Here is a 16,036-nt window from a genome sequence, read left to right on the forward strand (position 1 = left end):
CGGCCGCGATCGGCGCGGCCAAACCAAAGGGATTTCCTTCCCTTTCAAGGATCTGGAGTGGAATACATTGCGACACGCAAGCAGGCCGGCGCCCCGTAGGGAGCCAGCCTATGGGATGGGGCGGAACCGAAGTTCCGCCCGAAGAGTGTCAGCCCAGGGCCGCCATCTGGAGGTCGGCCGCCTGCCGGCTGACGCCCTGGCCGGGATTCTCGGTCTGGCGTTCGTAAGGCTTCCAGCCTTCACCAACGACGTGCTCGTAGGCTGCCACGGCGCCCTCGGCCGCCATGCGCAGCGCATGTGCCTGCAGGCCCATTTCGGCGGCGAATTCGCGCTTGCGCTGGGCCTTGCTGTCGAAGCCGACCGGACCGTCAATGTCTTCGTCGCGGGTGTCATTGGCGAGCTTGGCCGTAGCGTCCTTCGCCTCGGTGACGGCTTTCGAGTAGAACTGGCCTGCTCCATAAGCCGAACCGACATGGGAGCCGACGATCCTTTGCAGGTGGATCTGCATGGCCTTTTCGGAAAGGCCCTCGGAGAGCGTATCGGCGCTTTCGATCAGGCTGCGCTCATGGAATTCACGAATGCCGTCGCTGTCGAGGACGGAGAGGCCGAAGCTTTCGGAAATGAGGGTGGCCTGGTGGCCATCCGGGCAGCAGAGCCGGACCATTTCGAGGGTTGTGCCCTTGCGGAGCTGGACGACGCGGGCCTTGGTCTTGGTGGAGCGGGTTGAACTGGACATTGAACTTTCCTTTCTAGCGATGCCCTTCAGGTGTTCCGGCCCTTGCCAGTTTTCCCTGCGGGTGCGGTCAAAAGGAACCGGCGGAAGCTGGACGCTTCAGGGTCCTGAGCCTGCCAGGCGAGCGAGGTTGGCTTGCGGACAAGCGGGGCCAGTTCTTCACTGGCCTTGCGCGGGACGCGGGCCAGCCTTGCCGAGATCGGCGGGTTCCGGCCGCTTCGCGGCGCGATAGCGGCCTTGAAGCGGACAGCCGCCGGTTCAGACCGCAGCAAACCCGCCGGGAAGACCGGCAAGGGGATGGCACGGATACCGGCATGCGGGAAGGATAAGCACCCGGTCGCCCCGCGCTGCCATGCCATCGCACCGCCTGCCCAATGACGCTGGGCGTTCGCGGTTTGAACGCCGGCTGCTGCTGGTATAGATGAGCTGCGCCGGTCCGCCGCTGCGGATCAGATCTTTGGCCTGCTGCCACATCAGACTAACAGCGCACCGTATTCAATCCCGAGGCGAGGGCAGCGATGACCGATCACAACGACGACCACGTCTATGACGATACGACAGGGGAATGGCGACCAGCCTCGAAATGGCTGACATCAACGCTTCTGCCGGAAGCATCGAAGTGCGCGACGCCGCCGGCACCATGCTGGCCGACGGCGACTCCGTCGTCCTCGTCAAGAACCTCGAGGTCAAGGGTGCCGGCCAGACCGTGAAGAAGGGCACGGTGATCCATGCGAAGAGCTGCGCGGTGATCGCGGACAGACATTATGCGTCCCTCCGCTGCCAATCCATGAAGCTTGATGGCCCGCCATAGACACGGTGGCGTGCAACATCGATGACGAATCCAAAGCGGCCGACATGATATTCGTCAGTCGCAACGAGAAAGCGACGTGCCTCCGTGCCCGGTCCGCGCTTGCCGCCAGGGGTCGCGATAATTTCGGTGAACTCGGCCTGGTGCTCGCAACGGATCGCCGACACCACGACCCAGTCATCGGCATGCTTCTCGAAAAATGCCCGCTCGTCCTTTTTCGCGGATTGGCCGGGTTCGAGCACCCTCCCGTGGATCGCCTCCCAGGCGTCAGGATACCAGTCGCGGATCGACTTTTCCGCACAAGCCTTCTCGAAGTCTGTGAAGAGTTGGGGAAAAGCCTGGGCGACGGCCGCCCAATGGCAATCCTCTTCATACCAGCCGCCATAGGAGCGGAGCATGTCATGGACTTTGTGATTTCGCTCCGCCGACAGATGGAACCCGCCATGGCCTGCCGTCGAGTGAGCCACGACGCCTCGGCATAGACGGTCGCTCCCTGCGAAGTTCCCCATGGCGTGTGGGCGCGGGAGTATATCTCGCGACGTCCGAGCGCTGCGCGCTGCCGCTGGTGGAGGGCGTTCTCCTCGACATGCGCGCGAAACGCCGCCTTGTCGGCAAGCTCACCGGCATGGCCGTAGAAATCGCTGCGCGTCCATTCGGCCATGGGCCGGCGGATACGCCAGCCCGTGACAAGATAGTGCCGGCCGTCGCGGGCTGGAGCCATGGCGAAGGCGTGCTCACCGACAAGGGCAACGCAAAGCCCGTCGGCGCTTCGGCCAAAAGAAACTCCCGGAAACCCGGGGGTTTCGACGTCATGGGTTTCAGAAGTTCGCGCAGTCATGCTGCCGTCCTCCCCTCTACGGCATCCGCCGCTACTGTGTCGGCCGTGACTTGCTGCAACACGGCGTTGGGATAGCCGTGGCGGCTAAGCCATTCCTCGGCGGCTGTGCGATTGGCGGCAAGATGGACAAGCTCCGCATCGTCGCCGGCGCGGTCGAGAACGAGAACCGTGCCGATGGCGGGCCGCTCGTTAATCGAAAACTTCAGGTCGTTGTTCACCGAAAACGTCTGGTGGACGCGCAACACAATGGTTCCTTGACTGCCATAGTCACCCTTGTGCAGGGTGATCGAGGCGGGCAGCGTCGTACTGCCGACGCGGGTCTCGGCCTGTTTGCGGATCAGGCGGCCGCCACCGTTGCGATTTTCCCAGGCTGCGACCTTCTTGCGATGCCGCTCTGGCGGGCGTGGGGATCCGTCGGAATAAGTCACGATCGAACCGAGGGGAACGAGGTCATAGATCAATTGAGCCGACATGATGGTCTCCGTGTTGCTCATGGTGGAAACAGAACCGCCGCCGGTGATGTGCCGGCGGCGGAATGATCGTTCTGAGGGAAAGGTAGGCTGAGCCGCCTACTCGGCGGCCACCTTGTAAGGCTCGATCTGTTCGTCCGCGAGGTCCTCCTCCCGCGGAGCGGAATCCTCGCCGACGTTGTCATGCGCGGGCTCAACAACCGCATCGCCGTCGAGCTCGTCCTGGTGCTGCGGCGTGTCGTCGTCAGGCTGTTTTCTGGCCTCGTTCTTCTTCAGCCAGGAGGTCAGCTTTTCGGGAGTGGGCGCAAACAGCGCCGACGGGTGGACGAAGCGGCCTTCCTTGAAATGCTCGACCAGGGCCGCACGGGTGTCCTTGACCTTCTGACGGGGCAGGACGGATGTATCCGCGCAGGCGGCTTCCAAGGCCGGCCGCGACAGGCATGACAGGAAATCCTCCGTCCCCATGTTGGCCAGGAAGTTGTCGGCGGCGATGACGTCGCCGGCGACACGGGCGACAACCCCGCTGTCCGAGCGATTCTCCCTGCAGGACAAAACGTCTGTCAGCAAGGACCGCACGGCAATGCGCAGCGTGTCGATGTCGAACTTGAGCTTGCCGTCCTGGTCGAACAGGCGCGCGGCATGTTCGCCGAGGCCTGTGGCCCCGTAATAGGAGATGTCGCGGGCGCTAGATGCCACTGTCACATTCTGGCCGGCGAAGGCGAGAACGAGCAGCGCCATCAGCGTGTCGTCCCCGATCGGTGCGCGAGACAGCGCCTCGTGCAGCGCGTCGGTACGCAGGTCGCCGATCATCTCCATGCCTTTGCGCGTTACGTCCGGACGCGGCTTTGCCGTAACGACGATATCATCGCCATCGGCCTCGACGTCAGCGCCATTCTTGCCCTTGGGCTTTTTGGCCGCCGGCATGCGGTACGCAACCGACTGCACCTTGCCGTCGCGGTCGAGATACATGGCGGTGTGATCGGACTTCGACGACTTACCGTACACACGCTCGGCCTTGGGCGGCAGCTTCGGCTCGCCCCACTGACCGGCTTCCACGATCGCGCCACGCTTGGGCACAGTGTTTGCCATCCACTCCTGCTGCGCGCCAAGGAAGGCCTCGACATCCGTCGTATAGCGGCTGTCCTGGTCGGCCGGAGCAAACAGGTCCTCGACCCAGGCAATGCCGTAGGCCTGGGCGAGTTCGTCACCGAAGCTGGCGTCGCGCGCGTACATGCGGCGCTTCGTCAAGCCCTGCGCCACGCTCCACCACGACACCTGCGGATCGGTCTTGGACGGCTTGTGCTTCTTCCAGACCTCCTTCTGCTCATCAAGCGAAGCCGACGCGATGGTGCGCAGCTGCTGCTCGTTGGGCATGTCGCCCTTGGCCATCTGATCGAGCATTGCCGGCAGAACGTTGGCGAGCAGGCGCAGCTTCCTGATCTGGCGGACGGGAAGCGCCAAAGCGACAGCGATGGCTTCCTCGGTCCAGCCCAGTGCAACCAAACGTTCGATCGCTCGCCATTGGTCGACGGGATTGAGCTGTTCGTGCGCCAGCGTCTCGGCCAGCGACCGCATTGCGCCACCATCCTCGGCCCTCTCGATCACCAGGACGGCGATTTCTTCCAGACCGGCCGCGATCGCCTGCTTCACCCGGCGATGGCCGGCATCGATGACGTAGCCATTGCCGCCTTCCGTCTCCAGCGCCACGACAGGCGGCTGCACGATGCCGACGGCGCGAATGGTAGCCAGCAGCAGCGCGTCGGCCTGCGGACTGGACTTCGAGCGTCGCGCCTTGTCAGGGTTATCCTTCAGCGCACGCGGATCGACAAACGTCAGTTCCATGGAGATGCTCCTTCAAGTGGTTTGCGGACACCGCCGTTCGTTCGCTGTGTCCTTCCTCGTCTTCTTCCCGAAGACTTCCCCCGGCCTGCGGAGCGGACGGGCCGGTGCAATTGCGGCCGAGCATCCCTGCCCGGCTGGCCGAGCGGGGCTCTTGGGCCCTGCGCAGGACGACGCGGCCGGGATCGCGAGCGGCGCGGTTGAGCGCCAGCGTCAGCGGCCTGCCCGATCTGCGAGCGGGTTTTATTCCTCCTCCGTTTTCCTTTCCTCATCCCTGCGACGTAGACCGGGGTATGGAGATAAGCGGAAAATTTTGCACGGCAAACTGGAGGTTAACGTCTTTGAACCTACGGACGCCGCAAGGAGCCCTTCGGCTCGAAGCTGTCGCGCCGTGAAGTCACCCATTTATGGTCAGGAGGTCAGCTACGAACTCGTGCAGGCCAAACGTTCCGGAAGACGTCGAGCGGCAACTCCGAACCATCTGATGGAGGCTAACAGGCAGTCCATCTCAACCCTTCCACGTAGTTGAGCGAAGCCGCGCGCCTCGAACTCTAAAAGATATCGGGCCTTAGCCAATCATTGCTTTCCCTGATCGCAGGATAGGCGCAGATGGCCAGCCGCGCCATTTCCTCAACCCGGCTCGCTCTATCATGGTCACGGCTGTTTTCGCCCACTTTGTTGAGCGCCTTGCCGAATGCAGCGTATGCTATCTTGTGGACATCAATCAGCGCTCGGGGGCCGTTGGACGGTTCTCTGTCTCGGCGCGGCGGCTCCCGTGGCGACAGCCCACCATTGTTCTATGTTTGTTGTTTCTGAGGAGAAACCCGGCTGCTAACGTGGGACCCCGGGTATTGTCCCATTTCGGGACCAAAGTGCTGGCATTGCTCTTGCTTGGGACGTGGTGCCGGTTGATCCCGGTCCTGATCGCCCACTTTGATCAGGTGTAGGCTCGCCGGGCTTGAGGTGGTTGGGGTTTCTTCGCCCGGCGAGTTCCGCCACGCTAAGAACAAAGGCCGGCGCCCTCGCCGAAGCTTATCCGAATGGCACCGGCCACGGGCGGGATTGGGATCCGCCGCGCCTTGACATAGCTGGGTCGTTACGTAGCGTCAGGTGGTGCGGACGCTTTGGCTTTCCGCTTCGCAGGTGCCTTCTTGGCTGCTGCGACGGGTTCAGCCTTGCGGCCAAGCCCGATGGACTTCGCCAGTTGCGAGCGCTGAGCGGCGTAATTCGGGGCCGTCATCGGATAGTCGCGCGGCAAGCCCCACTTCTCGCGATAGGCGTCCGGCGTCAGACCGAAGTCCGTGCTAAGGTGCCGCTTCAGGGATTTGAACTTCTTGCCGTCTTCGAGGCAGATAATGAAGTCTGGCGTCACTGATTTCTTCGGGTTGACCGCGGGAGTTTGCGGCTCGACGACAGGCGCGATCGGCGTACCAAGCCCGGACAGAGACTTGTGCACGGATGCGATTAGTTCAGGCAGGCCGGTAGCCGGTACAGGGTTCTTACTTACGTAGGCGGATACAATCTCCGCAGTAAGCTCGGCTAGTTCGGCGGGGAGGTGGTCGGATTCTTCTGTCAATGTGTCGGTCCTTTCGTCAGATTTGTCCCATCTCTATTTGAGCACTGTCCAGTACGCAACCGGGCCTGATCTATTCTGAGCCAATGATGGCGGCCGGCTTTGCGGCGCTGGGCAAAGAGCGACGCCGAAATGACGCGTTCTTTTTGGCCGCGACTAAGCTGGAGACCGATAAAAAAGGCTGCCCGTCAGCCATCTAAGTGACGGGCCGATTACATGCCGATTGGCTAAAATAACGGAACGTCCAACGGACAAGCACGGAACCAAAGCGGTTACGTCATCCGCTGGCCTTCCGCGAAGGCAAGGGCGACCGATTCTAGGTCGAATGATCGGGTAAGTTCTTCGCGGTTCCCAACAACACGGACGAACCACTCGCCCATGGCCTCGACTATCTCAACGGACGTGTGGTTTGCGCCGCCTTTGGTGTCGTCCATCGCAACTGCCTCGTGTCTGGATGGGGACAAGACGAAACAATATGACTGCTCGCCTTTCAAGCGCTAAAAGGCCGGCGCCCGCTTTTGCGGGGGGCTCTGGCAGGCGCCGGCCGGACGGTCCAATCAGGTCCGCCGCGATGATCCAGTTAGCTGATTCTTGACGTCACGTCATGTGGTCCGGCTGGCCGGAGCCGAGCATGACCGAAACGTGGCATCAACATGGGTAAGCAGTTCGGCGCACCTCCTGCATCGCCTGCACCCGAGCGGCCTCGAACCTTTGCCCCCGGATAATGGCTGACAATGATCGGCAGCCTGTATCGAGCCTGCTATGCGGCTGCACGCTGATCCCGGCCATCAGTCGAGGACGCGAGATCGGTTTCGATTTCCGCAAGCTGCCGGCGCTTCTCGGCCAGTTCACCAGAGAATCCGAACTCGCCGCCCTGACGCGACCGATAGGAGATGAGCCTGCGCTCGGCATCCTCAAGACGCTGGCGGTATTGTACCTGCTCGCCCTCGAAGCCGGCCAAGGCATGCTCGAGGCGAGAAATCGCACCAAGCGGCGTGGTGGTGACCGCGAGCTCAATCTCATGATCGACGCCGGTGCGCATCAGCATGGTGGCATAGTGGTAGCCGTCCTTGCCGAAACGCTCGCCGGAATATTGGAAATCGAACGCGCCTATAGAGGCGATTGAGGTTTTGCCTTCTTGGCTCTGCTGCACGAGGGTCAGGATTTCCTTCATCAGCGCACGACCGGCGAGTTTGCGCTCCGTGAACGCCTCGCCCCCGACCACCATGCTGAACCGATCGCCGGTCGTCGGCACGAGGCGCTCGATATCCTGTCCGACCTCGCCGATGCGCCGGGTCGAATATTCGATATCGCGCTCGGCATCGCGGATCTGCCGTCGAACGGCGTGCTCATCATCGATGTGGGCCGCGCGAAGGCGCTCCAGACGGGCAATGTCTGCCTCCAGACCTGCCTTCTGCATCAGACGCGGATCGCCCGAGGCGATCGCCTTGGCCATCGCGAACTGGTTGGCCTGCCCCTCACCCATATCCTCCAGCCGCCGAATGGACGTGTCACCGGACAGGGCGGCCGCGATGAACCGGGCCTTGCGCTCGTTGTTCTGCCACATCTGGGCGTCCATCGATCCCTCCGTGGCGTAGGCGAAGATATCGATGACATCGTGCTGGTTGCCCTGCCGCAGGATACGACCTTCGCGCTGCTCGATCTGGGAGGGAAGCCACGGCACATCGAGATGATGCAGCGCCTTGAGGCGGAGTTGCGCGTTGACGCCGGTGCCCATCGTGTCGGAGGAGCCGATCAGGAACCGGATTTTTCCGGCCCGCACGTCGCCGAACAGGCGCTGCTTGGCCTCTGACTTCCTGAAATCCTGCATGAAGGCAATTTCCGGTGCCGGAACGCCCCTGCGGACCAGCTCGTCCCTGATCCAACGATAGGCCGAGAAGCCTCTGGTCTTCTCGACGCTGATGGTGCCGAGATCGGAAAAAATCATCTGCGCTGCGCCCGCAAGCTCGAACGGCTTGCCGTCGGCGCGGACATAGCTGCTTTGCGCTGTTTCTTGCCAAATGCGGAAGGCATTGCCGATCAGGGCGTTGAGTTTGTTGTCCGGCTCATTGTCATCGTCCGGATCGACCAGGCGCAGGTCGATCGCAGCGTGCCGGCCATCGGTGATGACCGACAGCAGGATGTCGTCACCAGGTTCTGCCGGACGGTCGCGTTCCTCGATGGCCTTGATGCGGGCGTCGAGCACCATCTGGTAACGCTTGAAGGCCGCGGACGGCTTGGCGGTGATGATCTGACGTGCGCCGCTGGAAAGCGCCGGCACCTTCACATAGTCCCGAAGATCTTGCGGCATCACCACATCCGCGAAGGAGCGGAACATGGCGATCAGCTCCGGCACGTTGACGAAGGTGGCGAAGCGCGTCACCGGCTTGTATTTGCCGGATGGCTGCAATTCGAGTTCAGTCGTGACGTCGCCGAAGGTCGAAGCCCAGGCGTCGAACTCGTGCAGGCCGCGCTGAAGCAGCGCCTCGTAACCGAGATAACGCTGCACCGAGAACATCTCGCCAAGCGTGTTGGTGATCGGCGTGCCGGAGGCCAGCACGAGCGCCCGGCCCGGATTCTTCGTCTCGACGAACCGGGATTTGACATAAAGGTCCCAGGCCCGCTGCGAGCCGTTCGGATCGACGCCCTTGAGCGTCGACATGTTGGTCGCGAAGGAAAGCTTCCTGAACTCCTGCGCTTCGTCGGCGATGATCTGGTCGACGCCGATCTCGGAGATGGTAAGCAGGTCGTCCTTGCGGGTCGCCAACGCCTCCAGCCGTTCCCTGAGCCCCTCCTTCAGCCGCTCGAGACGCTTGCGCGAAACGCGGTCGTCGCTCTCGACCTTGGTCAGCTGCGTCTCGTAGAGTTCCAGTTCGTCCTGGATCATCTGTTGCTCGAATGCCGACGGCACGCCGATGAAGCGGAAGGCGCTGTGGGTGATGATGATCGCATCCCAGGTCGCCGTCGCCGCACGCGACAGGAAGCGATGTCGCTTGGCTAAAGAAAAATTCGTCTCATCGGCGACGAGGATTCGCGCGGTCGGGTAGAGCGCCAGGAATTCGCGGGCCATCTGTGCAAGGCAATGGCCGGGAACGACCAACATGGCCTTGGCGATCAGGCCAAGCCGGCGCTGCTCCATGACGGCCGCGGCAATCGTCATGGTCTTGCCGGCGCCCACGGCGTGGGCGAGGTAGGTCGAGCCGGCCGAGACGATACGCCAGATACCGCGCTTCTGGTGTCCATAAAGAGAAAAGGCGCCGGAGGCGCCTGAAAGCTGCAGGTGATCCCCGTCGAATCTTCGGGGAGCGATGTTGTTGAAGCGGTCATTGTAGACCCGCGCCAGCCGGTCGGTCCGCTCGGGATCGGACCAGATCCAGTTCTGGAAAGCGGTCTTGATCTTCTGCAGCTTTTCCTTGGCGGCTTCCGTATCCACGACATTGAGCACGCGCTTTTCAGCAGGGCCCTCTTTCGCCGTATCGAAGATCTGCGGCACCCGGCTGTTCAGCGCGTCGGCTAGGAGCTCGCCGGCATGACGGCGATCGGTGCCCCATTCGGACGTGCCGGCCGCCGTCCATCCCAATTGCCGCGCCTCGACGGTCCACGATGCCAGCTCCGGCATATGATGGATCCTGATCTCGGCACCCATCGTCTCCTTGATGAAGGCGACAACATCGGCGGCGGGTATCCATGGTGCGCCAAGACGGGCCGTAATATCGGAAGGCCGAAGATCGGCCGGCTGAACCTCGACCAGGGCGCGGACATTGCGCTCGAAAATGGGGTCGAGTGCGGCTGCGGCTTCCGCGGCCTTCAACTTGTCGCGGACCTGACCGGAGAGATAGGCGTCGGCCGTTTGCCACGAACCGGTCTCCGGATCGCGGTAGATGGCGTCGCCGAGTTCGGTGATGACGGCTTCGGCATCGGCGTGCAGCAATTCGGCGATGTGATCGACGTCGACATCGCCGCGATCGTTGAGCACGACGGCAAGCGCATCGGCAGCACTTGTGATGATGGGTGCCGCGGGCGGCGCGATGACGCGCTCGGTGAAAATCGGACCCGGCCGGGCGGTGTTGGTTTCTAGATCGTAGTCCTCGATGGAGGCGACCAGCCAGCAATCGGGATCGTCGAGAAAGGGCTGCAGGTTTGGCCGGCGATGCACTTCGCGGACCTCGCCGGTCTCTGCGTCCTCGCTGGTGGAAACGACGGTCGTGTTTATGGGGCCGAAGCCGCGCACAAAATTCGACCATGCGATGCGCAGCTTGACCTGGGCCGACTTCCAGGGCCGGTCGAACTCCTGGGCCTTCAGGACTTCACGCACGGCATCACGGATGGGGATCAATTTGCGGATGATCCGCGCATGCCTTTCCGGCACGCCCTCGCTCGCCCTGCCCTTGCGCACCGTGATGGTCACGGCAACGCCATCGATCATCTGGACGAGGGCGGCATTTTTTGCGACGAAGAAACTGCCCTCGCGCACGCCGGCGCCTTCCGGCAAGGCATCGACGGGGTCGGCACTGGGCTCGGCGTCGTGATCAATCTCATCATTAATCTCCGCCGGCTCGCCGTTATAAATGGCTTCGGGAAGCAGCGAGATCGCTGCGGTGATCGCCCGCTCCAGATCGGCACCGGGATGGGGCAGGCAGGAATAGGCCTCGCCGTAAGGCCCCGAGACAGTGGCATGCGTACCGAGCACGGAATCCGGATGCCGCGCCAACCATCGGTTGACGCGGATGGCGCTCTCATCTGCGGTTGCTCCCCGGACTTCCTCGGTGTCGAGCCATGACAGGTCGCCCTCTGGCTCGCCGAGCTTACGCTTACGGAAAAACAAAATGTCGACCACGACATCAGTGCCAGCGTCGGCCAGGAAACTGCCTTCGGGCAAGCGCATCGCGGCAATCAGATCGGCCGACTTCGCAATGTGCTGGCGCGCGGTGCTGTCTGCCTTGTCCATCGTGCCCGAACTGGTGACGAAGGCGGCAAGAGCCCCCGGCTTCAGCAGATCGACCGACCGGGCAATGAAGTAGTCATGCAGCCGTAATCCCATCGACCGATATGCCCGGTCGGAGCGCACGGTGCGATCTGAGAACGGCGGATTGCCGATCGCAAGATCGAAATGTGCCGGCAGGCCGGTACGGGCGAAATCGCCGGCTATGATCCGCGCTTGCGGCTGCAACAGCCGGGCGATGCGCGCGGTGACGGGATCGATTTCGATCCCGGTGACGTGGGAGACGCCGCGCAAGGACTGCGGCATCAGTGCCGGAAACAGGCCGGTTCCGACGCCTGGTTCAAGAACCCGCCCGCCGCGCCATCCGAGACGCTGGAGGCCTGACCAGATCGCCCGGATGATGAACTCCGGGGTGAAGTGGGCATATTGGGTGCAGCGCGCGAGCGAGGCATAGTCGATCTCGCCGACGGCATCTTCCAGGTCCGAGCCAATCTCGCCCCAGCCTTTGCGAAATTCGCTCTCGCCGGGGCGGCGGAAGACGCCATTGGCAAGGTCGGACGCGCCGAAGCCGGTGAACCGGATCAGCCGCTCCTGCTCCTCGCGCGTGGCAGAGCGCTCATCGGCCTCGATCTCGGCGGCGAGCCGGATCGAAGCGATGTTGTCGCCGGCCCGATCCTTCCAGCCACGGGCCAGCCCACGATCGCCGGCAAGATGAAAGTTCAGTCCATGACCCCGTCGAGGCTTCGACGTCGGTTGCATGGCTGCAACCGCCGGCGTGACCGGCGAAGGCGCGGAAGAATTGGGATCATCGTCATCGCCCGGCCCGAAGTCAGCCGCGAAGGCGGTGACGCCAAGGCCAAGTCCGGACGAAATGGCCGTGCTGCCGAACAGGTCGATGGTAAAGGGGTCGTCATGGGCCATGAAAAATCTCCTTGGATTTGAGGGCAAGCGCGAGCACGCGGACGCCGTTGGCGGCCGCGTGAAAGGCTGGCGGGTTGGCTGGGGTTAGCGGGCGATCAGCGAGAGCGAGACTTCGGTCTCGGTGAGCTGCACGTTGAGATGCGTGCAGCGAAGGTTGCGATCGAACAGCGGGATCAGTTGCTCGGCGTCGATGAATTCGATGCCGTCGTCACCGCCGAAATGCCGGCGCTTGTAGTCCCACCAGTCGGGATTGCCGACAGGGTGGCATTGCTCCGAATAGGCGACGAGCGCACGGGCGCCCTCGGCGAGTTTGCCGTTGGACATGATGTAGACGCCCTCGTCGCCGACCAACCAGAGGCCGGGCCGTTCGCCCTCACCGGGCCTCGTCCCATAGTAGGGATTGCGGAAGCCTCCATTGGCGGCGGCATCGGCAATGCCGCGATCGATCACCTTGCGGACGGCAAGGATGGGAAAGGTAAACATCGCCCCACCTCACGCAGCCGCCTGGATCGGGAGATGGCGCAGATGCACCGGCAGCTTGGACGCGATCTCATCATCGGTGAGTTCGTCGAGCAACTTCAGCGTGGTGCCCTGCCGGCCGCCATAACAGAGCACCGTGCGCTTGCCGCGATGCTCCGGCAGCCAGCGGTCCCCGGCATAGCCACGGTAATCGTCGTGCGTGGCGCTCCAGATATGCTCCAACCGCTCTTCGCGCGTCATCGCCTTCACCGGCCAGGACTCGCGCTCGACGATGGCATCGCGCGTTTCGGCAGGCGATCGCGCCACATTCAGATCGCAATAGGCATGATAGTAACGCGTTCCGCCGTCGATGCGCAGTGTGTAGAAGACGCTGGTGATGCTATCGGTAAGAAACTCGCGTAGCGCGAACATCTCGCCTCGCATCCAGAGCGGTGGCAGAATTTCCAGCATGTAGTCGTGCTCGGCGCGGCCGACTCCAAACCACTCCCCGAGATAAAGAGATCCGGCATCGACGTGATCCCGGTTCGGGCGCTGCGCATGGCGGTCGAACAAACGGAACATCTGCCGGCGGTCGGCAATGCCCTGGTAGACTTTACGGATGGGAGAAAAGGGGTTCATCGGCGGGCTCCTTCAGCCTCGTCGGGCCTGAGCGCGCAGCACCCTGGTGGATGCCCATCATCTTCAGCCCTTCATGACCCCTTCCCAGCGGCCGCCTCTCCGTCCGGGCGGGTCAAGGGCCGGCGCAGCCGGGCGAAGCTTAACCCTTGCACGCGACCGGCGGGCATGCGGCAACCCGGTTTCCTTTCCTTTTCTCTCTCTCTTCCTCTCCAATTTGGCGGTGCGAACCGGCTGTCATGCCCGCGTGGCGCAGACTTTCGAGTTGACATGGTCATTGGCAAAGCGCTGGCAGCGATCTTCAATCTTGCGCCGGCGGTTGAGTGATCGGCGCCGTCAGGCGGGTGCCGCGTCCTGCAGCATCGCGTTCCAGTCTTCGGCGCGCGGCTTCAGCCGCTCAAAGTCGCAGGCGAGCTCGCCGGCAAGCTCACGCAGCCTCGACACGAACGCCTCGCCTTGCGGGTTGGCGTCGGTGGCCGCCACAAGCCGCGTGTTCGGCCTTGCCCCCAACAGGCGAAGAGCCGTGTCCGTCGCCGGCGACCAGCCGCCGCCAGTGCTGGCATACAGCGTATCGCGCCGGATCCGTTCGATCGCGGCCAGGCTCATGGCGTCGATCGCCGCTTCGGTGACGCAGATGCGCGTGGCTGTCATCGTCGTCCCCAACCGGAACAACATCTTGCCGCCTCCGGCCGCAAAACCCCGCCATTGCGGGCCGCGCTCCTCCCAGCCAGTGACGATACCGGCCGCGTCGCTGTGGGCGGCCCACATGCTGCCGCGCGGGCCTTCCCTCAGAACGTTCTGAGCGGTCGCTGTCGCGATGACCTGTTCGAGAATGTGCCGCTCATCGCGCAGATAGCGCCAGGTCGCCGACCCGCGCCACGGCTTGCGTCGCGCCACCCATCGTTGCAGGATGGACTGGTCGGGTTCGGTCTCCCGGGACTGCCGTTTCCATTCGGGCTCGCTCGGCACCAATCCCACAAGCGACGCAACCCGCACGAAGGCTTCCACGAAATCGCCGCCGTCCAGATGCTGGACCAGCGAATAGACATCGCCCTTTGCATCCGACAACGGATCGAACCAACCCTTGCCGTCATGGATGACGATGATGATATCGTCGCCACGGCGGTATTTGACCGCTTTGCGGGTGCTTTCCTTGAGGTCGACCGCAAAGCCGCCCGTCTCCAATACCGCCGCACAGCCGACCCGGCCGCGCAGCTCCTCTATATCCGCCTTTTCCATTCTTCTCTCCTGGCAGCTGCTGCCGGCCTTTTTCCAAGTCTATCAATTCCGCACAATTAGCGGAACACGCCGCGACCGCCGCGAAGAGCAAAGGGCGCAAGGGCGCGGCTTCCGCCGCGGCGCAGCCTCCCTTGCGGCCTGCCGCTCGCAAGCGGCACGCCGTGGCATAGAGGGCCGGTTCAATGAACCGGCCGACCGCCTGTGTATGGGCAGTATTCAGCGATCGCCTCGACTTCGTCGCCGTCGAGGTCTTCGGCAGGAAGAACGCCGTACTCGTTGTCATCGACCTTGAACAGGATGACCGGCGTCATCAGGGTGCGAGCGAGGTTCCAGGCGTGGCTCTGAGCGAGGCTGAGTTCGTGCGACATGTGTTTGGCTCCCGTGTTTGCGGGGACCATTCCCCGCTCGACAGGCGCCCGTCGGGTCCAGCCGGGACCGCGATCATCGCGATGGCGAAGCCTTGAGCGACGGCACGCTTTGCGTAGTCCGACCCCGCAGCGGGTTGATCGGCAAGGTCAGGGCTGGAACAAGGGAATTAAGCCGAAAGAGCGGGAAATGGGCTCCGCACAGGAGCCACGTCACTCGCCACGAAACCTCGCGGATTCATGACTACAGTACTTGCGGCCAACTTATGCCAGCTTCATCAAGGTCTAGTCCAGGGCAGGAACCGTTCTTGCTGTACCGACGATGCCGCCGCGATAGTGGCGTCCGTGCAAAGAACCCCATTCAAGTGAGGATTTCAGCGAGCAATGCGATAATCATTGCCGCGGTATGCTGCGAATGTTTTTGGCCCGAATGGCGGCCGCTGCCTCGGCCGCAACCTTCGCCATGAAACGTCGCGTGAACTGGCCTACCGGAACGGTGGACTCCAAAGCCCATGAGGTCGTGAGGTCATCGACATTGAATTCGTCCACGATGCCCCAGGCCGGCGTATAGAGCTTCGCCCTCTTCGCCTCAGTCTCCGGGACCTCGACGCAACGCCGGTCAGGTCCCGGAGCCTTAGTCGTGATGGGAAAAAGCAGAGGCCGCGTGCGGCCATCCTTGCCTGCGACGATTACCATCACACAAGTTGGCCGAGCCTTTCGGCCACTGTCTTCACCGCGATCGAATTCTCGCGCCCACAGATAGGAATAGAGAATGACGTGGCCGTGTTCAGGCTCGGTCATTCTCCGCTATCCCTCAAGGTGACGGCGTCCAGGCCAGCGAGAATTTCATCACGCTCGGCTCCCTTGAGGTCTTCGACACGATACGCCCGTTGTGCGCTTCGTCCCGCCAATCGGTCGAATTGCTCAACGGTCAGAAGCACAAATTTGCGCTTGCCGCGCTTTGTGATCTCAACAGGCCCTCGGTATGCCGCCTCTACCACCTCGCCAGATTTGTTTCCGAGGTCGGTTAGCGTAAAGCTGGTCATCCTAGCTCTCCATCTTTACCCCTAAAATAGGTGAAACAGCTATTTTTGGCAATATGGCTGAATTAGCTGTTCAGGGAGTGCCATCTCCATCGACTACCGCCGGAATCGGAAGCTGCCCCTTGAGGCGCGCGCCGGCGAGTTCGAGGAGCGCGTAGACTGTCTCATCC

The 16,036-nt window shown here is 62.8% G+C and carries 14 protein-coding genes and 1 pseudogene; 1 reads left to right on the plus strand and 14 read right to left on the minus strand.

What is annotated here, in order from left to right; translation table 11 throughout:
• Window positions 1-148: 148 nt before the first annotated feature.
• Together FCU66_RS05940 and FCU66_RS05945 are read right to left on the minus strand one after the other, a co-directional pair.
• Window positions 149-736: a hypothetical protein gene (locus FCU66_RS05940; RefSeq protein ID WP_136620306.1), complete on the minus strand. Its 588-nt coding sequence runs from the start codon at window positions 734-736 to the stop codon at window positions 149-151.
• A 26-nt stretch (window positions 737-762) separates the two neighbouring features.
• The gene (locus FCU66_RS05945) at window positions 763-1,092 is read right to left on the minus strand and encodes a hypothetical protein (protein ID WP_136620305.1); all 330 of its coding nucleotides are present in this window, start codon (window positions 1,090-1,092) and stop codon (window positions 763-765) included.
• Between the two features lie 206 nt (window positions 1,093-1,298).
• Here FCU66_RS05945 and FCU66_RS05950 point away from each other — a divergent pair, with 206 nt between their 5' ends.
• Window positions 1,299-1,544, plus strand: a complete 246-nt coding sequence (locus tag FCU66_RS05950; protein ID WP_246093807.1) for a PhnA domain-containing protein — start codon at window positions 1,299-1,301, stop codon at window positions 1,542-1,544.
• On the opposite strand, the pseudogene FCU66_RS05955 reads toward FCU66_RS05950, so the two are convergent.
• The 12 genes and pseudogenes from FCU66_RS05955 to FCU66_RS06010 all read right to left on the minus strand — a co-directional run bounded on the left by FCU66_RS05955 (window position 1,496) and on the right by FCU66_RS06010 (window position 15,869).
• Window positions 1,496-2,379, minus strand: a pseudogene (locus FCU66_RS05955) (DUF7007 domain-containing protein). The gene FCU66_RS05950 and the pseudogene FCU66_RS05955 overlap by 49 nt on opposite strands.
• Window positions 2,376-2,852 (minus strand): hypothetical protein, encoded by a 477-nt coding sequence (locus tag FCU66_RS05960; protein ID WP_136620304.1) that lies wholly within the window; start codon window positions 2,850-2,852, stop codon window positions 2,376-2,378. The pseudogene FCU66_RS05955 and the gene FCU66_RS05960 overlap by 4 nt, the downstream one beginning before the upstream one ends.
• 96 nt (window positions 2,853-2,948) lie before the next feature.
• Window positions 2,949-4,691 (minus strand): ParB N-terminal domain-containing protein, encoded by a 1,743-nt coding sequence (locus FCU66_RS05965; protein WP_136620303.1) that lies wholly within the window; start codon window positions 4,689-4,691, stop codon window positions 2,949-2,951.
• A gap of 1,093 nt (window positions 4,692-5,784) precedes the next feature.
• Window positions 5,785-6,264 (minus strand): Ros/MucR family transcriptional regulator, encoded by a 480-nt coding sequence (locus FCU66_RS05975; RefSeq protein WP_136620301.1) that lies wholly within the window; start codon window positions 6,262-6,264, stop codon window positions 5,785-5,787.
• 269 nt (window positions 6,265-6,533) lie between these two features.
• The gene (locus tag FCU66_RS41010; protein ID WP_168992027.1) at window positions 6,534-6,695 is read right to left on the minus strand and encodes a hypothetical protein; all 162 of its coding nucleotides are present in this window, start codon (window positions 6,693-6,695) and stop codon (window positions 6,534-6,536) included.
• A gap of 326 nt (window positions 6,696-7,021) precedes the next feature.
• The gene (locus tag FCU66_RS05980) at window positions 7,022-12,124 is read right to left on the minus strand and encodes a lactate dehydrogenase (RefSeq protein ID WP_136620300.1); all 5,103 of its coding nucleotides are present in this window, start codon (window positions 12,122-12,124) and stop codon (window positions 7,022-7,024) included.
• Window positions 12,125-12,208: 84 nt separating this feature from the next.
• Entirely contained in the window at window positions 12,209-12,607 is a 399-nt protein-coding gene (locus tag FCU66_RS05985) for a DUF3085 domain-containing protein (RefSeq protein WP_006205773.1), read from the minus strand.
• 9 nt (window positions 12,608-12,616) lie between these two features.
• On the minus strand, window positions 12,617-13,222 hold the full coding sequence (locus FCU66_RS05990; RefSeq protein ID WP_136620299.1) for a DUF1419 domain-containing protein: 606 nt from the start codon (window positions 13,220-13,222) through the stop codon (window positions 12,617-12,619).
• A gap of 333 nt (window positions 13,223-13,555) precedes the next feature.
• On the minus strand, window positions 13,556-14,458 hold the full coding sequence (locus FCU66_RS05995; RefSeq protein ID WP_136620298.1) for a DUF3991 and toprim domain-containing protein: 903 nt from the start codon (window positions 14,456-14,458) through the stop codon (window positions 13,556-13,558).
• 179 nt (window positions 14,459-14,637) lie between these two features.
• Window positions 14,638-14,826, minus strand: a complete 189-nt coding sequence (locus tag FCU66_RS06000) for a hypothetical protein (RefSeq protein ID WP_136620297.1) — start codon at window positions 14,824-14,826, stop codon at window positions 14,638-14,640.
• A 390-nt stretch (window positions 14,827-15,216) separates the two neighbouring features.
• Entirely contained in the window at window positions 15,217-15,624 is a 408-nt protein-coding gene (locus tag FCU66_RS06005; protein ID WP_136620296.1) for a hypothetical protein, read from the minus strand.
• On the minus strand, window positions 15,621-15,869 hold the full coding sequence (locus tag FCU66_RS06010; protein WP_027054576.1) for a type II toxin-antitoxin system Phd/YefM family antitoxin: 249 nt from the start codon (window positions 15,867-15,869) through the stop codon (window positions 15,621-15,623). The genes FCU66_RS06005 and FCU66_RS06010 overlap by 4 nt, the downstream gene beginning before the upstream one ends.
• Window positions 15,870-16,036: the final 167 nt, after the last annotated feature.

The organism is Mesorhizobium norvegicum, assembly GCF_004919685.1.
Taxonomy (GTDB): Bacteria; Pseudomonadota; Alphaproteobacteria; order Rhizobiales; family Rhizobiaceae; genus Mesorhizobium; species Mesorhizobium norvegicum.